This window comes from Myxosarcina sp. GI1, assembly GCF_000756305.1.
Lineage (GTDB): Bacteria > Cyanobacteriota > Cyanobacteriia > Cyanobacteriales > Xenococcaceae > Myxosarcina.
In genome coordinates, this window is sequence record NZ_JRFE01000052.1 from 1 (window position 1) to 21,511 (window position 21,511).

13 protein-coding genes, 3 tRNA genes and 3 rRNA genes are annotated in these 21,511 nt (G+C 44.6%); 10 read left to right on the forward strand and 9 right to left on the reverse strand.

Annotated elements, in window-relative coordinates:
* Positions 1-256: 256 nt before the first annotated feature.
* From KV40_RS27365 to pdxH, 4 genes are all read right to left on the reverse strand, one after another.
* On the reverse strand, positions 257-2,965 hold the full coding sequence (locus tag KV40_RS27365) for an Ig-like domain-containing protein (protein ID WP_052056009.1): 2,709 nt from the start codon (positions 2,963-2,965) through the stop codon (positions 257-259).
* Positions 2,966-3,222: 257 nt separating this feature from the next.
* Positions 3,223-4,713 carry a hypothetical protein gene (locus tag KV40_RS27370; RefSeq protein WP_052056010.1) on the reverse strand — a complete coding sequence of 497 codons (1,491 nt, stop codon included), beginning with the start codon at positions 4,711-4,713 and terminating at the stop codon, positions 3,223-3,225.
* Between the two features lie 394 nt (positions 4,714-5,107).
* Positions 5,108-5,884 carry an iron export ABC transporter permease subunit FetB gene (gene fetB, locus KV40_RS27375; protein ID WP_036488047.1) on the reverse strand — a complete coding sequence of 259 codons (777 nt, stop codon included), beginning with the start codon at positions 5,882-5,884 and terminating at the stop codon, positions 5,108-5,110.
* Between the two features lie 121 nt (positions 5,885-6,005).
* Positions 6,006-6,653 carry a pyridoxamine 5'-phosphate oxidase gene (gene pdxH, locus KV40_RS27380; RefSeq protein ID WP_036487885.1) on the reverse strand — a complete coding sequence of 216 codons (648 nt, stop codon included), beginning with the start codon at positions 6,651-6,653 and terminating at the stop codon, positions 6,006-6,008.
* A gap of 56 nt (positions 6,654-6,709) precedes the next feature.
* Between pdxH and KV40_RS27385 the strand changes: the two genes are divergently transcribed.
* The 3 genes from KV40_RS27385 (at position 6,710) to KV40_RS27395 (ending at position 10,109) form a co-directional block, all read left to right on the forward strand.
* The gene (locus tag KV40_RS27385) at positions 6,710-7,486 is read left to right on the forward strand and encodes a segregation/condensation protein A (RefSeq protein ID WP_036487887.1); all 777 of its coding nucleotides are present in this window, start codon (positions 6,710-6,712) and stop codon (positions 7,484-7,486) included.
* Between the two features lie 90 nt (positions 7,487-7,576).
* Complete coding sequence (locus KV40_RS27390) at positions 7,577-8,737, forward strand: sugar phosphate nucleotidyltransferase (RefSeq protein ID WP_036487889.1); 1,161 nt, start codon at positions 7,577-7,579, stop codon at positions 8,735-8,737.
* 271 nt (positions 8,738-9,008) lie between these two features.
* Positions 9,009-10,109, forward strand: a complete 1,101-nt coding sequence (locus KV40_RS27395) for a TRAP transporter substrate-binding protein (protein ID WP_036487891.1) — start codon at positions 9,009-9,011, stop codon at positions 10,107-10,109.
* 520 nt (positions 10,110-10,629) lie between these two features.
* Here the strand turns inward: KV40_RS27395 and KV40_RS27405 are convergent.
* On the reverse strand, positions 10,630-10,905 hold the full coding sequence (locus tag KV40_RS27405) for a hypothetical protein (protein ID WP_036479089.1): 276 nt from the start codon (positions 10,903-10,905) through the stop codon (positions 10,630-10,632).
* A 211-nt stretch (positions 10,906-11,116) separates the two neighbouring features.
* Between KV40_RS27405 and KV40_RS27410 the strand changes: the two genes are divergently transcribed.
* A complete protein-coding gene (locus tag KV40_RS27410; RefSeq protein WP_052056011.1) occupies positions 11,117-11,677 on the forward strand; it encodes an alpha/beta hydrolase in 561 nt (186 codons plus the stop codon).
* Between the two features lie 94 nt (positions 11,678-11,771).
* Entirely contained in the window at positions 11,772-12,113 is a 342-nt protein-coding gene (locus KV40_RS27415; RefSeq protein WP_036487896.1) for a hypothetical protein, read from the forward strand.
* Between the two features lie 6 nt (positions 12,114-12,119).
* On the opposite strand, the gene KV40_RS27420 is transcribed toward KV40_RS27415, so the two are convergent.
* From KV40_RS27420 to glyQ, 4 genes are all read right to left on the reverse strand, one after another.
* Positions 12,120-12,206, reverse strand: a tRNA-Ser gene (locus KV40_RS27420).
* A 61-nt stretch (positions 12,207-12,267) separates the two neighbouring features.
* Positions 12,268-14,544: a ComEC/Rec2 family competence protein gene (locus KV40_RS27425; RefSeq protein WP_036487898.1), complete on the reverse strand. Its 2,277-nt coding sequence runs from the start codon at positions 14,542-14,544 to the stop codon at positions 12,268-12,270.
* A 97-nt stretch (positions 14,545-14,641) separates the two neighbouring features.
* Entirely contained in the window at positions 14,642-15,127 is a 486-nt protein-coding gene (locus tag KV40_RS27430; protein WP_036487900.1) for a DUF4079 domain-containing protein, read from the reverse strand.
* A gap of 57 nt (positions 15,128-15,184) precedes the next feature.
* Complete coding sequence (gene glyQ, locus KV40_RS27435) at positions 15,185-16,081, reverse strand: glycine--tRNA ligase subunit alpha (RefSeq protein WP_036487903.1); 897 nt, start codon at positions 16,079-16,081, stop codon at positions 15,185-15,187.
* Between the two features lie 299 nt (positions 16,082-16,380).
* Between glyQ and KV40_RS27440 the strand changes: the two genes are divergently transcribed.
* The 5 genes from KV40_RS27440 (at position 16,381) to rrf (ending at position 21,476) form a co-directional block, all read left to right on the forward strand.
* Positions 16,381-17,872 (forward strand): 16S ribosomal RNA (locus KV40_RS27440).
* 134 nt (positions 17,873-18,006) lie between these two features.
* Positions 18,007-18,083: transfer RNA gene (locus tag KV40_RS27445), tRNA-Ile, on the forward strand.
* 79 nt (positions 18,084-18,162) lie between these two features.
* Positions 18,163-18,238, forward strand: a tRNA-Ala gene (locus KV40_RS27450).
* A gap of 206 nt (positions 18,239-18,444) precedes the next feature.
* Positions 18,445-21,256, forward strand: a 23S ribosomal RNA gene (locus KV40_RS27455).
* Between the two features lie 102 nt (positions 21,257-21,358).
* Positions 21,359-21,476: ribosomal RNA gene (gene rrf / locus KV40_RS27460) — 5S ribosomal RNA — on the forward strand.
* Together the 16S, 23S and 5S rRNA genes with 2 tRNA genes alongside form the textbook arrangement of a ribosomal RNA operon.
* Positions 21,477-21,511 lie beyond the last annotated feature (35 nt).

The window sequence follows — 21,511 nt, forward strand, 5'->3', positions numbered from 1 at the left end:
TCGTAGGGAAGTCCGACATCAATACGATAGCCTTCGGGAATTTCGGCATCGAGGGGCTGAAAGTTGATTTGTTCGTTGTTGCTTGGCATTATTTTATAGTGTCGATCGCCTTGGGAGATTTTTAGGAAAATTTCAGCAGTACGGTAGTTTGTGCTGAGAAATTTTAAATCGAGAGAATAGGATTAAAGTAATTGTAGTCTAGTAGCAGTTTTATTTATTACTTAATTACATTACTGAGCCGTTTTTCTCAAGGTAACTAAACTGTAGGCACTGTTGGCTCTAACAGGGTAATTTGTCCGAGTAAATCATAAACTCCACCACCTTGCTCTGCGGGTAATTCTGCTACGTACAAATTACCAGGATTGACCAGGGTGTCTTCAATCACGTCGATCGGGCTTTTGAATCCAGATGCTATTTGAGTAACACTACCTGGAGCGACATTACCATCCTCATCCAAGTTAAGAGCTAAAAGATCTTTACCACCGCTATATTCGGTAACCAATAACTGATTTTTAAGGGCATCACCAAACTCAGAAGTCGTGCTTTGGTATTCAATAGCACCGTTAGGCGAACGATTAATACCAAAGTCATAGACAAAGCCCTGGTAATCAGACTCTGGTTGAGTACCTACCTCATATCCAGCAAAATCACCTTCTGCAACTATTTCTGCTGGATCTACTCCAGAAGTGGGATTGCCTCCATTGAGAATGTAGTTGTTTAATAAGGGATTGGGATGACCATAATAGCCTCCTCCCTCGGCATCTGCCTTAAATAAATAATCATTTTGTGCTCCTACATTAATTAGAGCTTCATCTTCTGGAGTATCGGGATTGTCTGGAGTATTACCTCCTGCAGCACTACCATTAGCAGGAAGATAAAGATTCCCGTTGCTATGCCAAACCAAATCGTAAACGTTGCGAATTCCTTCGGCAAAAATCGTTAGAGGTGCATCAGGGTCGTCAGGATCGTAGTCTCCAGTAGAGAGCAAGTTACCATCTGGATCGTAATAATCTTCAGTCTGTACGTTAAATCCTCCTTCAGGTGGCGTTAAATCGGGATCTAGTTTTAGCACCGAGCCATTTAACAGATGTTCGGCTCTAATCCAAGCATCGTCAGGAGCACCCATAGCCGAATTAGAACCCTGGTTTAAGTATATGTAGCGTTTTACTCCATCTTCAGAATCTTCATCGGGACCGAATGCCAAGCTGTTGGTCATGTGATCGCGAAGCGAACGTGGTAAACCCACAATATAATCTTCGATCGTGCCTGAAAAACTATCGGTACTATCATCAAGAGTAATCTTAGAAACTTTACCAGAGAAATCTGGTGCGGCTCCTGGTGCGGTTTCGGGATTGGGTAGAGGAGCGTTATGAGTTATCCATAATTCGTTATCGTTATCGGGGTCGAGTGTAATGCCAATAATTGCCCGACCTTCAAGTTCACCTTCGGGGTCTTCAAAAACCTGTTCGTCAACCAGATTGCCACTACTATCTATGTCCCAACGTCGTAATTGTCCATCTAAGCCAGAAGCGTACAGTTTACCTTGAGGAGCGACAAATAAACTCGCTAACGGTGCCCCTTCGTAAACCACTTTTTTAGTAAACTCTACCCCAGGAGTAGCAGAAACTTTGGTATTTTCTCCCGTATTGAAGGTGGTGCTATAGGGTTCAAAAGGATTTCCCGCTGTGTCTCTAACTTGACTGGTAACCCGAAAAGTATAGTTGGTGTTAGGCTCTAAGTTAGTAGAAGGTTGATAGACAATTACGTCATTACCTCCACTGGTATTAAGAGTACCTGGTACGACAGAATTATCTTCAGTACGATACAGCAGAACGCTATCGGTAGACAAAGTAGCTGGATCTACTCCCTCTCCTGCAACTGCTATATCGATATTGACATTGATGGGGGCATCGAGCAATACTTCGCCTGCGGAATCTCTAGCAAGCTCTTCGGTCGTAATCTCTGGTAAATCTCCTGGAGGCAGACTTTCTATTTCCAAATAGTCGATTTTAGTATTGGTGCCACCGATAGCATCGACCGTCAGCTTACCATCGGTCACTTCGACAGTCGCCGTTGCCACTTCAAAATTCTGCGTTCCCTCTGGAGTAAAATCGCCAATCAACTCCTCTCCCTCGATGTTTATCTGATGCACGCTCTCGCTGGGCGCGGCATCTCCTACCCCTACCGTCACGCTATAAGTACCCTCAGGCAGGTCGTATTCCCACGCTCCTGCTACTCGTCCTGGATACTGCATGTGCATCAGGGTATCGACTCGCTGGTCTTCTACCAGTTCTCTATCCCTTCCCTGGTCGCTGCGATCCCAGGGGATAGCCGCTTCTCCCACGCTGTCTTCTCTAATCCAGCCATAGCCTCTATTGGCATCATAGCTCCTTCCCAAATCGACTCTATAGCCTTCTGGTGTCTCTGCATCTTCTGACTGAAAATTAATTTTAGCAATTGACTCGGTTTCGATAACTGGCGCGAACCGAATCAGATCGATTTTGGTATTGGTACCGCCAAGAGCATCGACTGTCAGCTTGCCGTCAGTAACTTCTACTGTTGCCGTTCCCGAGGCAAACCTCTCACCAGAACTCGGCTCAAAACCAGCGATGGTTTCGACTCCTTCGACATTTATTTGGTGAATGCTGTCGCTGATGGCGGGGTCGCCCACACCAACGGTAACTTCGTAGGTGCCGTTGTCGATCGCGTATTCCCAGGCACCAAAAGTGCGGTTGGGAAACTGCATRTGCATAAAGGTATCGACTCTCTGATCGGCARCGCGGTCGCGCTCGCGAGCACCGTTGCTCACGTCTAGAGGTACGGAGGTAGCAGTACCCGCGCTGTCTTCAGTTATCCAGCCATAGCCTCGGTTGTCGTCGTAGGGAAGTCCGACATCAATACGATAGCCTTCGGGAATTTCGGCATCGAGGGGCTGAAAGTTGATTTGTTCGTTGTTGCTTGGCATTATTTTGCTTTAATACTATTAAAAATTCAATTACAGAATCTTTTTAAACGCCTAAGGAGGAATAGAAGTTTTGTAAATACTGTAGCGATCGCCTCGGTCTAACAGCATGGATTTTAGACTGTGACTGTACGACCAAAAGCGATCGCTATATTTGTAGAGTTGCTGCTCGCAGACTAAAGGCTAAAATCGCCGCTCGCTCTGCCAAAAGCTGGGGCAATACTTAACAAAACTATTGACAAAGAGTAAACAATACTACACTACATATCTGCACTTGCTATTTCGATATAGTTAATCTTGGTGTTTTCGCCACCAAGAGCATCAACTGTTAGTTTGCCGTCACTTACGTCAACCGTAGCCGTTCCTACCTGAAAAGCTTCTTCCACTTCAGGCACAAAGCTGTCAATTAGTGCGACTCCTTCAACATTAATCTGGTGAGTGCTATTAGTTGCGGCAGCATCTCCTACACTAACCGTAACTTCGTAAGTGCCATTATCGAGAGCGTATTCCCAAGCTCCTGCTACTCGACCTGGATACTGCATGTGCATTAGGGTATCGAGTTTCTGGTCTGTCTCTACCTGCCGTTCTCTTCCCAAATCGCTGCGATCCCAAGGTATGCGATCTTCTGCTGACAAACTGTCTTCTCTAATCCAGCCATAGCCTCTGTTATCGTCATAGCTCAGTCCCACGTCAGCAGTGTAGTCTTCTGGTGTTTCTGCATCCTCTGGCTGAAAATTAATTTTGGCATCGACGCTGGCATCCTCGCTATCGAAAGCAGCAATTTGGATAAAGTCAATTTTGGTGTTTTCGCCACCAAGAGCATCGACCGTTAGTTTGCCATCTTCTACCTCTACCGTAGCCGTTGCTATTTCAAAATTTTCTGTTTCATCGGGAGTAAAACCTCCGATTAATTCTTCTCCTTCAATGTTAATCTGATGCACGCTCTCAGTAGCCGCGGGGTCGCCCACACCAACCGTAACGCTATAAGAACCGTTGGGTAGAGCGTATTCCCAGGCACCCGCAACCCGACCTGGATACTGCATGTGCATAAAGGTATCGAGCCTCTGGTCTGACTCTGATTGCCGTTCTCTACCAAGATTGCTTATCGTCCAGGGAATCTGTTCTTCTGCTGACAAACTGTCTTCTCTAATCCAGCCATAGCCTCTGTTATCGTCATAGCTCAGTCCCGCATCAACTAGATAGCCTTCTGGAGCTTCTGCATCTTCTGACTGAAAATTAATTTGTGCTACTAATTCTGTCAGGGGAGTAAATCTAATTAAGTTAATTTTAGTGTTTTCACCACCGATCGCATCAACAGTCAGTTTGCCATCGGTTACTGCTACTGTACCCGTTCCTCCAGTGAATCTGTTACTAGGACTAGGCTCAAAACCAGCGATGATTTCTTCTCCCTCAACGTTGATTTGGTAAATGCTATTGGCGAATGCAGGATCGCCGACACCGACGGCAACTTCATAAATACCGTTTTCGAGTGCATACTCCCAAGCTCCAGGCGTACGGTTGGGAAACTGCATGTGCATAAAGGTGTCAATTCTTTGATCTTCAATTCTCTCGCGATCGCGAGCACCATTACTAACGTCCAAAGGTTTGGGATTTAGTACGCCTACACTTCTTTCCGTGATCCACCCATAACCTCGGTTGTCGTCGTAAGGAAGTCCGACATCAGCTAGATAACCTTCTGGAGTCTCGGCATCAAGGGGCTGAAAGTTGATTTGTTCGTTGTTGGTCGGCATTTTTTCTAAATAACTCTCTTGATACTAAAAAATTGCAAGCTTTACCAAGCTTTTTTATCGAATTAATAACCGCAGCAAAATTCTGTAACTGTCGCTCGGAAAAAGTCACTTTGTTTTACCACGAAGTTGCTACGAGTGAAAAATTTTTTGTTGATGATAATATCGTTCGTTAAATTGTCTGCCATACAGAGCGTATTGTGTCTTCAAAGACCGTATATTAGTGTGTGCCACACGTGTCTGTCAATTATGTCAGTTAAAAGTAATTTTTGTAATATGCCAAAATTAAGCTGTTACCAGGCAATTTCGCTAAGCGATCGCTATCAAAAAAAATTGACAGCTACTCAAGCAAACTATACTACAAGTGATAGTGAAAAACTGGATGAGATTGGTAATTTTAATCGATTAGCTGTAAATCTTGATTGAAAAAATAGCGATAGATTCCCTGAGTAACTAAAACAGCAACCAATAAGTTAGTCAGTACGATCGCAAACAAAATTAAAATTTGATAAGAAGCAGCATCGCGGGGATTGGCTCCACTTAAAACCTGTCCTGTAAACATTCCCGGTAAACTAACCAACCCTACCACCATCATGTTGTTTAAAGTAGGAATTAGACTAGTAGCGATCGCCTCGCGCTGATAATTAGCGATCGCCTGCTGGGGAGTAGCACCCAGAGATAGATGAGTTTCAATTACCAAACGATTTTGTCTAATAGTGTTTACCAGGCGATCGCCTGCTAGCGAAGCGGCATTCATGGCATTGCCAAATAACATTCCTGCCAACGGAATTACGTATTGAGGTTCGTACCAGGTAACGGGTTGAACGATTAATAGAATCGTGTAGCCCAAAGTAAAAGCACTACTAGCCAACAAAGATAATAAAACCAACGGTAACAAACCTTTAATTTTTTTATCGATCCGATTGCGGGCTACTATTGAGGCGATCGCAATCATAATCCCCAAGATACCTAACACTGCCAGAGGGTTGTTCAGCGTAAAGACTAAATCTAAAATATAGCCGACTATAATTAGCTGTAGGAGCGATCGCACCGCACTAAAGGCTAACTGTCGTTCCAATCCCAATCTTTGCCAGAGAGACAGGGCGATCGCTATGCCCATAATTCCCAAAGCCAAAACCAAATCGATTGAATCCAGTTCGATAAAATTATCCACGTCCAGCAAATATAATACTAATTTTGTAAGGGCAAGTGGTGCGACCCAGAAGTAGATCGGCTTAAAGCCGCGCACCCTCTCTGCATGCCGACGTTGCTCCAATCTGCGCCTTATCTCTCTGTCATGGCGACAAACGCTCTATCTGCCAGGTGCCATCATCTAAAAGCGAATACAGCAAACGATCGTGAAGGCGATTGGGACGACCTTGCCAAAATTCAATCCGTTCGGGAATTACTTGATAGCCCCCCCAATGTGCGGGACGAGGTATTGTCTCTGTGTCGGCATATTTAGCTTCTAAAGTTTTTAAATCTTGTTCTAATATCTGACGATTAGCGATAATTTGACTTTGATCTGAAGCCAGGGCACCCAACTGAGAGGCTCTGGGGCGACTGTGAAAATACTCATCAGATTCGCCAGCAGTAAGTTTGTCCACTTTACCTTCGATTCTTACCTGTCGTTCCAACTTGTCCCAGAGAAATACCAAAGCAGCAAAAGGGTTGGCATTCAGCTGTTTGCCCTTTAGACTCTGATAATTAGTGTAAAAAACAAAACCGCGATCGCTGACTCCCTTTAACAACACGATCCGCGCTGTAGGCTTCCCGTCAGGCGAAGCAGTTGCCAGAGTCATAGCATTGGGTTCGAGAATTTCAGCCTTTATAGCTTGCTGAAGCCAAACGTTAAATTGTTGGATAGGATCGGAACTTACATCTGTCAGTTCTAGTCCTGCAAGAGTATAATTTTGGCGTAAATTGGCAATTGATGAGTTCACCTTAGATCCGATTTAAATCTATTCAAATTTAATAATATATATCTTTACATGATTTTATGAATGTAACTCCAGCACAAGAAGCGATCGCTAACTTAATCGCTCTAGCAGAAAGCGGTGAAATCGATCCTTGGAACGTTTCGGTAATCGGAATTATCGATCGCTTTCTGGCAGAACTAGGACTGAGTGAAGTAGTCGAACATCCCTTGCAATCGCAGCCAGATTTACCTCAATCGGGACAAGCATTTTTATGGGCTTCAATGTTGGTATTGTTAAAAGCAGATACGCTAGAGCTCATGCAAACTGAAACGGAGGAATTAGAAGCCGAACTCTTAGATAGCGAAGCAGAATTCGTACCGCTAGAAAATTCTCGTTCGCTACCGCCTAATCTAGAAGAACATTTGCGTCGCAGAACTTCTATTCGGTCTTTTGGCAGTCGTCGCGTAACCTTACCAGAATTAATCGAACAGCTAGAGCATATTGCTGCTGAAATTGAAGCCTTAGCTACCGATAGCCGTCCCAAACGCACTAAAAGTTCTCGTAGTGCTGCCGTCAAAGCGATCGCGCAACTGGCTCATAACGAAAATTTAACCGAACTAGCACTTCAGTTAGAACGCTTTTTGTGTTTTAACGTTCTCCAACTAGCACCAGAACGTCAATGCCTAGAATGGGAACAACTGTTACAGTTGTGGCAGAGCGATCGCAGTACCGAGCTAGAATCTCATTCCGATCGAGCAGGAATCTTTTGGGCGTTGTTATTACTTTCGGCTCAGTCAAAAGTAGAGCTATATCAAGAAGAATTTTACCAGGATTTGAGCATTAGACCGCTAAATTAATCTGTTTTAATTGTCGTTCTCGCGATTATTATTGATAAACTGAAAGAGTTCTAAAGTATTATTTAAGTGTCTGGTTGAGGAGAAGCTTGCATGAAAGCCATGATTTTGGCGGCGGGTAAGGGTACTCGCGTTCGTCCCATTACCTATACAATTCCCAAACCCTTAATTCCCATTTTTCAAAAGCCAGTAATGGAGTTTTTATTAGAACTTTTAAGAAAACATGGCTTTGACCAAATCATGGTAAATGTCAGCCATCTCGCTCACGAAATTGAAGGGTATTTTCGTGACGGACAGCGTTTTGGTGTCAACATTGGTTATTCCTTTGAAGGCAGAATTGAAGACGGCAAGTTAGTAGGAGAAGCTTTAGGTTCCGCAGGGGGTTTGAGAAAAATCCAGGACTTTAATACTTTTTTTGACGATACCTTTATTGTTCTGTGTGGAGATGCCTTAATCGATCTCGACCTAACTGCCGCAGTCAAACAGCACCGGAAAAATGGTGCAATTGCTACTGTAGTCACCAAACAAGTAGCCAAACAGGATGTTCCTAGCTACGGTGTAGTAGTTACCGACGACAAAGGACGTATTAAATCGTTTCAGGAAAAACCTTCCGTAGAAGAAGCTTTAAGTACCGATATTAATACTGGTATTTATATTTTTGAACCAGAGATCTTTGATTTTATTCCTCCCAATCAAAAATACGATATTGGCGGCGAACTATTTCCTAAGTTGGTACAAAGCGATGCTCCTTTTTACGCCGTTTCTATGGATTTTGAATGGGTAGATATCGGTAAAGTTCCCGACTACTGGCACGCTATTCGCGGCGTACTAAAAAAAGAAATTAAAAATGTCAGTATTCCAGGAACGGAAGTGGTTCCAGGAATTTACTTGGGTCTTAACACTGCGGTCAACTTGGACAAGGTAGATATTACAGGACCAGTCTATATCGGTAGCATGACCAAAATAGAAGATGGAGCCAAAATTATCGGTCCGACTATGATCGGTCCTAACTGTTGGATTTGCAGTAGCGCGACGGTAGATAACAGCGTAATTTTTGAATATTCTCGTTTGGGAGAGGGAGTTCGCTTAGAAGACAAGTTAGTTTTTGGACGATATTGCGTTGATAAAACTGGAGCGGCAATAGATTTACAAGCAGCAGCTTTAGATTGGCTAATTACCGACGCTCGCCAAAGCCCTTCTACTCAGGAGTCAGCAGAACATAAAGCAATTAAAGATTTGTTGAAAGAAAAGTAATAAGTAATAGCGCGTCAGGGATGCGGAGGTTGCCTCCGCATATCCAATCACGCAAGACTGTAGTAAGTGAATTATTTTAACTCACTGCTTTCAACTCGCTATTCGCTACTCACTACTCACTACTCTAAAATCAATAATTTTCTTGTCCTAACCAAATAACGTACTGCGATAAGTGAGGTTTCAGAGTGTGTCGAACTTCGTAATTTGTCTATCTACTTTGGTACAATCGTCACTCGTATTGGGAGCGTTGTTACAGATAAGACAAATTACTATGAAACGCAGAAAAATACTCAATCATCTAGCGATCGCAGCAACTACCAGCACCAGTCTAATTGCTTGCAGTCAAAATAACAATAGTCCTAACGTGCAGGCTGAAGCTTTGCCCAGGCTTCGCTGGCGCATGGTTACTAGTTGGCCCAAATCCCTCGATACTATTTTTGGTGGAGCGCAAACTGTATGCGATCGCGTTGCGGCAATGACCGACGGTCGTTTTACTATCGAACCCTATGCCGCAGGTGAGATAGTTCCTGGTTTGGAAGTTTTGGATGCAGTCCAGAATGGTACAGTCGAATGCGGACATACCGCTAGCTATTATTATCTAGGTAAAAATCCTGCTTTGGCTTTTGGGACGACGGTACCTTTCGGGCTTAATGCCCAACAGCAAAATGCCTGGCTTTATTATGGCGGTGGCTTAGAAGCGATGCACGAACTATATGCCGACTTTAACGTAATTAGCTTTCCTGCTGGCAATAGCGGCGCACAAATGGGAGGCTGGTTCAAAAACGAAATTAAGTCTTTAAATGATCTCAATGGCTTAAAAATGCGTATTCCTGGCTTGGGTGGCAAAGTAATGTCTCGTCTGGGAGTTAACGTACAGGTTTTACCTGGTGGTGAAGTTTATCTAGCTTTAGACAGAGGAGCGATCGACGCTGCTGAATGGGTTGGACCCTACGACGATAAAAAGCTGGGTTTAAATGAGGCTGCATCTTACTACTATTATCCTGGCTGGTGGGAACCAGGCTCTACTTTTGAAGTGCAGATAAATAAGTCGCAATGGGATAAACTGCCCGTCGAATATCAAGAAATTTTAAAAACGGCGACCATGCAGGCAAACCTAAGTATGCTGTCTAAATATGATGCTCTCAACCAAGAGGCACTGCAAAGTATGATCGATAGCGGAACTAAATTGATTTCTTACTCTCCAGAAATTTTACAAGCCGCTCAAAAAGAAGCTTTTGAGCTTTACGAAGAAAATTCCAGTCAAGATGCTACTTTCAAACAAATATACCAACAATGGAAACAGTTTCGTGATTCGGTAGTTCGCTGGAATCAAATTAATCAGTTAAGCTATGACAATTTTGTAACTAAATAGATGCTTATCAATAAGCAAACTCGCGCGTTCCCTTGCTAGGGAATGCTGCCCTCTTACGTCGAACAGCGCGTACGCAAGGACGCGACTGACGAAGCTTCTTCGTCAGTTTGTCGCGCTCGCGCAAACGCCATGCCTTGGAGGGCATCGCCGTTGCGGAGCAACGTCGCGGCTTGGAAGCCGCCGCCTTTCGCCACAGCGAAAGTCGATTCGCGCTTCGCGAATGCTCCAGACTACGCGGCTCTGAGGGCGGGGCTAACGCCCAGGCTCCAAAACTGGAGCGAGTCGTTTTTATAAAAAACAAAAAAAAAACTCGGTGCAGTAGCACCCTGCGCATACGCGCAGACCGCCGCTAGGCGGCTCTTGACCCGTTAGGGGCTGCGGCTCTGCGCCTCTGTGGGTCGCTCGTCAATGAGCAGTTATCATTTAACATTTAGCAATGAACAAGGATTGACGTTCGCTGTTCATTGTTCATTGATGAATAAGGCAATTAAATTGGCGATCGCCCTAACTACCTTTTACTTTAAGAAGCAAGCAAGCGATTGTTTTTTTGTTTGATGTTGCCAAGTTTTGGTAATTCGACAGTATTTTTAACTGTTAGGCTTGGCTCTCCACTTTGCAATACTCTGACATCAATATTGACATTAATTAAATAAGAACCTGCTCTATCTCCTACGGCTTTGGCGATCGCCGCTTCTAAATTGGAACGTTCTCCCGTTAGAGGATTTCTGAGTACGCAGCGATCCCAACTACTTTCGGCTTGAGGATTTAGATTGAGAATATAGTGTTCTGTTGTCATGACTTCCTCTTTAGTTTTATTGTTAGTACATTTATACCATAAAAATAGAGTGACGAGTCAAACTTGAAACAAAACTGCATAATTGCAGTTAAAAAATCATATTAAATCGAGAATACAGTTACAAAAGCCACAGATGCTTGGGTTTTCGGTTTATTTACGAACGACAATTTAGAGAATTACTGCGGCAATAAAACTCATATTGATTTAAATAATGATTTCCCAATCGCTCAAAGTTAATTTGGTCTTGTTTATTACTTGCATCTTTGTCGCTATTTCCAACCATCAAGTTATAGCAGCAGAGAAAATTACTTTTGGGTATGGTATAGCTACTCAATCAGTTTCGTTTGAGGAATTAGCAACCTTTGCTGAAACTGGTGAATTATCACCTGCGCTTAAGTTTTTGTTTAAATATGGCAAACAAAATCCTCAAACCATTAGGTGGATATTAACTCAGCAGTTTCCTGCCAGTCCCAGGCTTATTAGCGATTTACTGAATACTGCACCAGGAGAATATTTGCTCGCTCAAATCGGCAATGCTATTGGTACTAGAAGCGATCGCGCCAACGTTACGGCTTTTAGGGGAGCTTTAATTGCAGCAGCTAGCAACGATCGCCAATTATCTTTATTAGAAGTGTTACATTACTATCCAACGCAGCAAGTTTATGTAGATGGAAAATTACTGTTTAGAAGCTGGCGCAACTTGCAGATCTTATTAGAGAAGCCTAAAAATACCGCCAAATTTCTCGGTGAATTTACCAGATTTATTAAATAACTTGTAAATTTTAGCGTTCTGTCACATAGTCTATAGCTCATAGATTGAATGAGACATAAGATTGTGAAGTAATCAGCCTTTTAAACCAACCTGAATGCTTACTTATCCAGATAAATCTCTTCAAGTTAAAAAAATTTCTGCTGAGGAACGTAAAAAACAAGAGCGGATGCGCGATGTTTTACTGTTACTACAGCAGCTTGTAGAAAGAGAAGAAATTACTCTCAGACTTATTGTTGACTGTCTTTATGATGTAGGTTCGATTAACTTAGCCAATAAAAAGTTGCAAAATCGACAGCTAAATCGCATTACTAAAGCGATCGCTACAATGTTAAAACCCGTTTTTAGATCTATTGCTTTAATTTGGGTGAAAAAAAACCTACCAGTTTTAGTAACCGATTGGTTAGAACAGCAAGTTTCATTTAAGCAAAATTCTTAAATTGTACGGAGAGAGAGGGATTCGAACCCTCGTCGGGTATTACCCCGAAACAGTTTTCGAGACTGCCGCATTCAACCGCTCTGCCATCTCTCCTCAAGCTTATACGAGCTACCAAGTCATTTTACCGATCTTTAGTCGATCTTGCCTACTAACTTTAATTAATTTCTATAAAATTATTACGTGTTGCTATTTCTGAAACAGTTTCAAAACCAAGCTTGGGTGTCCAAGCGATCGCACCATTACGGTTAGTAAGATAAAGCCGAACTTTTTTTGCTTCTAATTGTCGCATAAGGTTTTCAGAAACTCGATCGCCAGATACAATCGCTATTTGCGGTTGTAAAATCTCTAACCATTGTGACTGTAAATTAGTTCCCGACAAAAGTAAAACTGGAAGATGGCGATCTAAATTATTCTGACGAACATATCGTTCGATATTTTGTTGTTGAGGTTCGTTATCACCTAAAATTAGCCAGGTTTTTCCTTTAATTATTAGCTTCAATACTGACAGTGGTTCGTCGATCGCGATTTTTACTGAGTTAGTAGCGATCGCTTCTTCGATTGGCTGTAGTAGAGTGGTTTTGCTTGGGACTGTAAAATCTGTTGCCAAACTATTAACAAAATGTTTAATTGGTAGGCGAGCGCTTATTTCCCTCCACCCTTCATTAAAATTAGATTTTCGATCTAAAGCTATTCCATAATCAATCTGGTTAATTCCTTGCTGGGTTAAAAAATTTAAGACAGTATACTTGGCAGTATTCTCGCTACCGCTATTAATAAGAATTACCTTATCTTTATCTTTAATAACTACAATCTGTTCCTGTTTGGCTGATAGTACAGTAACTCGTACTAAATTCAGGCGTTCGTAGCTAATTGGTACGATTATTATCGTTGTTACAACCAGTAAAACTAGCCACCAACGACTTTGCCACCACTTATGCAACCACACCAAGCAAAACAAAGCATAAATTGCGATTAAAGCTACTAAAGAGATTTTGCCAATCGCCCAAGTACTTCCAGGTAAATTGGTAAAAAACTTTAAGATTTCATTTAGCAATAAAGTTGGATATAAAAGTAGCCAGGCGATCGCACTACCGAGAAACGGTACGATTAAAGCAGCGGTCGCGCTTACCATTCCTCCCAGACTAATTAGTGTAACTAATGGTGTAGCTACGACATTTACCACTAAACTATATGTCGCTACCGTATTAAACACATAACTCAGTAAGGGTAACACCCAAATTGAAGCCGCAACGGGTACGGTAACTAAAGTCGCGATCGCAGGTGGTAGCCAATCTAACCTAGTCTGCAATGCTGGTAGAGTAACAATTAAGCCAAACGTGGCTAAAAAACTAAGTTGAAAACCTACATCGCCAATCCATAAAGGATTGACTAGCAAGATAATTGTTGCCGCTAACAATAAAGAACCTAAAGGTTTGACTTTAGTTTCCATCGCCGTAGCAGCGAGAACCGCACTACCCATCAAACCCGCTCGAAATATCGATGGCTGTAGTCCCGTTAGACAAACATAGCTAAATAGAGTAACCAATCCAATAATTAGCTGAGACTTAGAAGCAAGACGATTGGTTGCTTTTAAAACTATTCCTAATAGCAGCGAAACGTGAAAACCAGAAGCAGCTAAAATATGAGCTAATCCGCCTTCAACAAAGCGATCGCGAATAACTGCTGGCAGATCTACTGCTTTTCTACCCAACACCATCGAACTAATTAACTGTCCCCAAGGACTTCCCAAACCCCTTAATTGACTGCCTACGATTCTGCGTCGCAGTTTCCACCAACCCAAAACAGGTTCGGCTTGTAAGCGATCGCCAAAAGCTTCAAACCCTTGTAAGCCAGCAAACGCGCCTTGTCGGGCTAAATAATTTCTAAAATCGAAACCACCAGGATTGTTGGCAGCTTTTGGTAAATATAAATTGCCTTGAATACTGAGATTTTGACCTGGATAAATCCCCGTTCCCTTTAATAAAGGCAGAGTCACATATAGTTTTCCCGATACTTTCTGCTGCCGATTGAGATTTACAATTTCTGTTGCTTCAGCTTCAAACCAAAATTTGACTTTATGACTTGTCGTCAATCTCGGCTCATCTAAGACTTTTCCCGTTACGGTTATTAGCTGACTACTAGCATTTTTAGTTTGGTAGCTAATATCATTGCTTTTTGGCTGAGGTGTTCTTAGCTGAAAATAAACTATAGCTAGTATGGCAACTATTCCCGTACTCAACCATAGTTTGTAAGAATTTATTTGACTGAAATAAGGATTTTTTGCCGCTATAGATCCAGCTACTCCAGTTAGTACCGCAATAAATAAAATTAAATGCCAGTACGCTTCAGAACTAGAAAATATTGGCAAGTTTGTAGCAGACAGACCAACTACATAAGCCAAACACAAAACTATCCAACTATTACGAGTCATCGCAAAACTAACTATAAGCTACGACAACTCATCCAGTAAAACACATCAATTTAAGAATGTAAGAACATTAGTGCAAATTAAGTGATGATACGGAAAATTAGATCGAAAGACCTAGCTTTAATCCCAAAACTGCATGAAGAAACATAATACACAAGGCAATGCTTCCTACATAAGCATGAACGGTTTTTGAGATTTCTTTATTACCAATAAAACCACTTGCAGCAATTAAAGCATTAATAGTAAGCAAAGCGATGACTATCGAACCAGTCCAAAAATGAGGGCTTTCTAAAATAGGTTCGCGCTGCATTACTAGAGACAAAATGCCTCCTGTATAGCCAGCAACCAAGAAAAAATACATTAAGGGTGCCAGTTTGCGATGTTCGGTTTTATTGTGAATTGCCTCCTCTTGGTTTACTCCCGCCAAGGCTCTACCGCGCCAGCCAGCCAAACCGACAAAACTTCCCATCGCAAAGACGACAATTGCCATCATTACGGGATGTCCCCAATGTACTATTGGTTCTGGCGTTCCCAAACTGCGAAACCAAGTCGCAATGGGCTCCAATATTTCTGTCAAATCATTCATAGGTTTTAACTTAATAGAACTCAATAATATTAACCCGAACGACTTTTCACTAACTACTTAGCTGGCAATTCGATCTGTGTCTTTATTTATTAGAGGAAAACCCAAATTTTCTCTTTGCTCGATGTACAGGCGAGCGACTTGTCTTGCTAAATTGCGAATTATGCCGATGTAACGAGTTCTTTCGGTAACGGCAATTACTCCTCTAGCATCCAACAAATTAAAACTATGAGAGCATTTCAATACATAATCCAAGCCAGGCATGACTAATCCTCGTTCGATTAACTGTTTTGCTTCTCGTTCGTAAAGATTAAACAGCTTAAACAATAAATCGGGATCGGAAGCTTCAAAGTTATAAGTACACTGTTCGATCTCTGCTTGTAAAAATATATCTTCGTAATTTAAGCGGTCGTTCCAGCGAATTTTGTTAATTGCATCGACGTTCTGAAGATACATCGCTAATCTTTCTAAACCATAAGTGATTTCAATAGAAACAGGACGACAATCAATACCACCACACTGCTGAAAATAAGTAAACTGTGTTATTTCCATGCCGTCTAACCATACTTCCCAGCCCGAGCCCCAGGCTCCTACAGCAGCATCTTCCCAGTTATCTTCTACAAAACGAATATCGCGATCTTCAGGATGAATACCCAAAGCTTGTAACGAACCAAGATAAACTTCTTGAATATTATTGGGAGAAGGTTTGATTAAAACTTGGTATTGATAATAATGCTGAAAGCGATTGGGATTTTCGCCATATCTCCCATCTGTCGGTCGGCGGCAAGGCTCTATGTATGCTACCGACCAAGGTTCGGGACCCAAAGCTCTTAAAAAAGTATTGGGATTTTTTGTCCCCGCACCTTTTTCAGTGTCGTAAGGTTGAGCGATAAAACATCCGCGATCGCTCCAAAACTGGTTTAAAGCAGAAATGATTTCCTGAAAGGTAATGGTCATAGTTGAATAAATTTTGCTCGTTTACATTCAAAAAATATACCTAAAAATCTGTTCCGACATCGCTAGTAAGGCAAATTCGAGTTTCTCAAAATTTTTTTGCTCGAAAAGTTGACAAATAAAAATAGAGTAAGTATATTGGTAAATGCGCGGTTGAGAGAGGAACAACTCGAAACCAGCGAAGAACCTAGAAAAATCAATAGTTTGACGAATTTTAAGACACCAAGCCAAAGTTGCTTGAAAAAAACATATACATAGAACGCAAAAGAGCTAAACGATTGACTCGCTCAATGGTGAAGTTCACCATGGAGAGTTTGATCCTGGCTCAGGATGAACGCTGGCGGTATGCCTAACACATGCAAGTCGAACGCTCTTTTATAAGAGAGTGGCGGACGGGTGAGTAACGCGTGAGAATCTGCCTTCAGGATGGGGACAACAGTTGGAAACGACTGCTAATACCCAATATGCCCTTAGGGGTGAAATGTATTTCGCCTGAAGAGGAGCTCGCGTCCGATTAGCTAGTTGGTGGGGTAAGAGCCTACCAAGGCAGCGATCGGTAGCTGGTCTGAGAGGATGAGCAGCCACACTGGGACTGAGACACGGCCCAGACTCCTACGGGAGGCAGCAGTGGGGAATTTTCCGCAATGGGCGAAAGCCTGACGGAGCAATACCGCGTGAGGGAGGAAGGCTTTTGGGTTGTAAACCTCTTTTCTCAAGGAAGAAGCAAGTGACGGTACTTGAGGAATCAGCATCGGCTAACTCCGTGCCAGCAGCCGCGGTAATACGGAGGATGCAAGCGTTATCCGGAATCATTGGGCGTAAAGCGTCCGCAGGTGGCATATCAAGTCTGCTGTCAAAGACTAGAGCTCAACTCTGGAAAGGCAGTGGAAACTGGTAAGCTAGAGTACGGTAGGGGTTGAGGGAATTCCCAGTGTAGCGGTGAAATGCGTAGATATTGGGAAGAACACCAGTGGCGAAGGCGCTCAACTGGGCCGTAACTGACACTCAGGGACGAAAGCTAGGGTAGCGAAAGGGATTAGATACCCCTGTAGTCTTAGCTGTAAACGATGGATACTAGGCGTTGCTTGTATCGACCCGAGCAGTGCCGTAGCCAACGCGTTAAGTATCCCGCCTGGGGAGTACGCACGCAAGTGTGAAACTCAAAGGAATTGACGGGGGCCCGCACAAGCGGTGGAGTATGTGGTTTAATTCGATGCAACGCGAAGAACCTTACCAGGGCTTGACATGTCCGGAACCTGCTGGAAACAGTGGGGTGCCTTCGGGAGCCGGAACACAGGTGGTGCATGGCTGTCGTCAGCTCGTGTCGTGAGATGTTGGGTTAAGTCCCGCAACGAGCGCAACCCTCGTCCTTAGTTGCCAGCATTAAGATGGGCACTTTAGGGAGACTGCCGGTGACAAACCGGAGGAAGGTGGGGATGACGTCAAGTCAGCATGCCCCTTACGTCCTGGGCTACACACGTACTACAATGGTTGGGACAAAGGGCAGCTAACTCGCAAGAGCAAGCGAATCTCAGCAAACCCAGCCTCAGTTCAGATTGCAGGCTGCAACTCGCCTGCATGAAGGAGGAATCGCTAGTAATCGCAGGTCAGCATACTGCGGTGAATTCGTTCCCGGGCCTTGTACACACCGCCCGTCACACCATGGAAGTCGGCCACGCCCGAAGTCGTTACCCTAACCTTTCGAGGAGGGGGATGCCGAAGGCAGGGCTGGTGACTGGGGTGAAGTCGTAACAAGGTAGCCGTACCGGAAGGTGTGGCTGGATCACCTCCTTAAAGGGAGACCGATGGAAAAGCAATAGCAACAAAGCTGTTGCCAGACACCACAAAATCCCCAAGGTCATCAAGCAAGCAGGTGAAGGGTAAAAATTTCGTCAAACTAGATTGGGTTCGCCATTAATAGAAACAAAGGGCTATTAGCTCAGGTGGTTAGAGCGCACCCCTGATAAGGGTGAGGTCCCTGGTTCAAGTCCAGGATGGCCCACCACTAAATTAAGTAAGAAGTAAAAAGTAGAAAGTAATAAGTAAGAAACTTATCAAAGCTACAATTGACTTCTGAAATTTGTGGGGGTATAGCTCAGTTGGTAGAGCGCCTGCTTTGCAAGCAGGATGTCAGCGGTTCAAGTCCGCTTACCTCCACCAGAAACTAGAAAGCCAAGAGTAGCAACGACTAGCACCATCTCTCAAAATAGCTAAAGCGAGAGAGAATGCTGGGGGTTAAACTCAGCAACAGAACCTTGAAAACTGCATAAAACAAAACTAAAGCCAAGTAAAAATTGTCATTAGGTAACAAAAAACTAAGATAAAGTCCAGGTAAGTAAAAATTACCGAGCAAGACCAAATAAATAGGTCAAGCTACAAAGGGCTAACGGTGGATACCTAGGTACACAGAGGCGAAGAAGGACGTGGCGACCGACGAAACACTCCGAGGAGCTGGAAGCAAGCAATGAGTCGGAGGTCTCCGAATGGGGCAACCTATTAGAACGGTCTACCGAATATATAAGTAGATGCGAGCCAACCCAGCAAACTGAAACATCTTAGTAGCTGGAGGAAGAGAAAGCAAAAGCGATTCCCCGAGTAGCGGCGAGCGAAACGGGAGCAGCCTAAACCAACGACTAAGGTTGTTGGGGTAGTGGGACAGCCATCAAGGAAGGAACAAGCTAGACGAAGCAGCTGAAAACTGCACCAGAGAAGGTGAAAGTCCTGTAGTCGAAAGCCGAAGCCACCAGGCTGGATCCCGAGTAGCACGGAGCTCGTGGAATTCCGTGTGAATCAGCGAGGACCACCTCGTAAGGCTAAATACTACTGTGTAACCGATAGCGAAACAGTACCGCGAGGGAAAGGTGAAAAGAACCCCGGCGAGGGGAGTGAAATAGAACATGAAACCGTTAGCCTACAAGCAATGGGAGGACGATTGAACGTCTGACCGTGTGCCTGTTGAAGAATGAGCCGGCGACTTACAGGTAGTGGCAGGKTAAGGAGAAAAAATCCGAAGCCAAAGTGAAAGCGAGCCTGAAGAGGGCGTATTGTCACTAGTTGTAGACCCGAACCTGGGTGATCTAACCATGTCCAGGATGAAGCTTGGGTAAAGCCAAGTGGAGGTCCGAACCGACCGGCGTTGAAAAGCCGGCGGATGAGGTGTGGTTAGGGGTGAAATGCCAATCGAACCCAGAGCTAGCTGGTTCTCCTCGAAATGCGTTTAGGCGCAGCGGTCGAAGAAAAGCGGAGGGGTAAAGCACTGTTTCGCTGCGGGCTGCGAGAGCGGTACCAAAGTGAGGCAAACTCAGAATACTCCGTGAAGTTCGACCAGTGAGACGGTGGGGGATAAGCTTCATCGTCGAAAGGGAAACAGCCCAGACCACCAGCTAAGGTCCCCAAATGGAAGCTAAGTGATTAAGGAGGTGGGAGTGCACAGACAACCAGGAGGTTTGCCTAGAAGCAGCAATCCTTGAAAGAGTGCGTAATAGCTCACTGGTCAAGCGCTCCTGCGCCGAAAATGAACGGGGCTAAGCATCCTGCCGAAGCTGTGGACTAGAAAATTCTAGTGGTAGAGGAGCGTTCTGTGAAGGGAGAAGCACTAGCGGCAAGCAGGTGTGGACGACACAGAAGCGAGAATGTCGGCTTAAGTAGCGAAAATTAGGGTAAGAATCCCTAACCCCGAAAGCCTAAGGGTTTCTCCGGAAGGCTCGTCCGCGGAGAGTTAGTCGGGACCTAAGGCGAGGCCGAAAGGCGTAGTCGATGGACACAGGGTGAATATTCCCTGACTTCAACCAGGGAGTGATGCTGGGGACGCATGAGGAATAGCTAGAGTTGCGCTTTGGAAGCAAGTCTAGTAAAAAGTAGTGCCAAGAAAAGCCAGTAGCACGATGAAATGGTTGGACCCGTACCCGAAACCGACACAGGTAGGCAAGTTGAGAAAACTAAGGGGCGCGAGATAACTCTCTCTAAGGAACTCGGCAAAATGACCCCGTAACTTTGGGAGAAGGGGTGCCACCGAGAGGTGGTCGCAGTGAAGAGGCCCAGGCGACTGTTTACCAAAAACACAGGTCTCTGCCAACTCGAAAGAGGAAGTATAGGGGCTGACGCCTGCCCAGTGCCGGAAGGTTAAGGAAGCTGGTTAGCGCGGTGACGCGCGAAGCTGACGACCGAAGCCCCGGTGAACGGCGGCCGTAACTATAACGGTCCTAAGGTAGCGAAATTCCTTGTCGGGTAAGTTCCGACCCGCACGAAAGGCGTAACGATCTGGGCACTGTCTCGGAGAGAGGCTCGGCGAAATAGGAACGTCTGTGAAGATACGGACTACCTGCACCTGGACAGAAAGACCCTATGAAGCTTTACTGTAGCCTGGAATTGGGTTCGGGCTTCGCTTGCGCAGAATAGGTGGGAGGCGTAGAACTATTCCTCGTGGGGGATAGGGAGCCGCAATGTGAGATACCACTCTAGCGAGGCTAGGATTCTAACTTCAACCCGTAAGCCGGGAGAAGAACAGTTTCAGGTGGGCAGTTTGACTGGGGCGGTCGCCTCCAAAAAGGTAACGGAGGCGCACAAAGGTTCCCTCAGGCTGGATGGAAATCAGCCAGAGAGTGTAAAGGCACAAGGGAGCTTGACTGCGAGAGAGACAACTCAAGCAGGGTGGAAACACGGTCTTAGTGATCCGACGGTGCTGCGTGGAAAGGCCGTCGCTCAACGGATAAAAGTTACTCTAGGGATAACAGGCTGATCTCCCCCAAGAGTTCACATCGACGGGGAGGTTTGGCACCTCGATGTCGGCTCATCGCAACCTGGGGCTGAAGTAGGTCCCAAGGGTTGGGCTGTTCGCCCATTAAAGCGGTACGTGAGCTGGGTTCAGAACGTCGTGAGACAGTTCGGTCCATATCCGGTGCAGGCGCAAGAGCATTGAGAGGAGTCTTCCTTAGTACGAGAGGACCGGGAAGAACGCACCGCTGGTGTACCAGTTATCGTGCCAACGGTAAACGCTGGGTAGCCAAGTGCGGAGCGGATAACCGCTGAAAGCATCTAAGTGGGAAGCCCACCTCAAGATGAGTGCTCTCATGGAGTAATCCAGTAAGGTCACGGGAAGAACACCCGTTAATAGGCGCTAGGTGGAAGAGCAGCAATGTTTGTAGCCGAGGCGTGCTAACAGACCGAGGGCTTGACCTCAAACAAAATCAAGTAGAATGTTACCCAATGGCAATTGACGAGGCGGCAAGATTTGGTTTATGCAGTCTTGAGGGTTGGAAAGACCAGAGATATAGAGATATTCCTGGTGCTTTGAGCACGGTGGAACCACTTCGACTCCATCCCGAACTCGAGAGTGAAACGCTGTAGCGGCGAAGATACTTGGAGGGTAGCCTCCTGGGAAAATAGCTCAGTGCCAGGTTCAACTATTATAATACCCACTTCAGTTAAGTCTGA

Bases quoted from the DNA above. Each gene is read 5' to 3' on its own strand.
- KV40_RS27370 (WP_052056010.1), bottom strand. From the start codon at position 4,713: ATGCCGACCAACAACGAACAAATCAACTTTCAGCCCCTTGATGCCGAG.
- KV40_RS27385 (WP_036487887.1), top strand. From the start codon at position 6,710: ATGAATGTAACTCCAGCACAAGAAGCGATCGCTAACTTAATCGCTCTA.
- KV40_RS27390 (WP_036487889.1), top strand. From the start codon at position 7,577: ATGAAAGCCATGATTTTGGCGGCGGGTAAGGGTACTCGCGTTCGTCCC.
- KV40_RS27395 (WP_036487891.1), top strand. From the start codon at position 9,009: ATGAAACGCAGAAAAATACTCAATCATCTAGCGATCGCAGCAACTACC.
- KV40_RS27405 (WP_036479089.1), bottom strand. From the start codon at position 10,905: ATGACAACAGAACACTATATTCTCAATCTAAATCCTCAAGCCGAAAGT.
- KV40_RS27410 (WP_052056011.1), top strand. From the start codon at position 11,117: ATGATTTCCCAATCGCTCAAAGTTAATTTGGTCTTGTTTATTACTTGC.
- KV40_RS27415 (WP_036487896.1), top strand. From the start codon at position 11,772: ATGCTTACTTATCCAGATAAATCTCTTCAAGTTAAAAAAATTTCTGCT.
- KV40_RS27425 (WP_036487898.1), bottom strand. From the start codon at position 14,544: ATGACTCGTAATAGTTGGATAGTTTTGTGTTTGGCTTATGTAGTTGGT.
- KV40_RS27430 (WP_036487900.1), bottom strand. From the start codon at position 15,127: ATGAATGATTTGACAGAAATATTGGAGCCCATTGCGACTTGGTTTCGC.
- glyQ (WP_036487903.1), bottom strand. From the start codon at position 16,081: ATGACCATTACCTTTCAGGAAATCATTTCTGCTTTAAACCAGTTTTGG.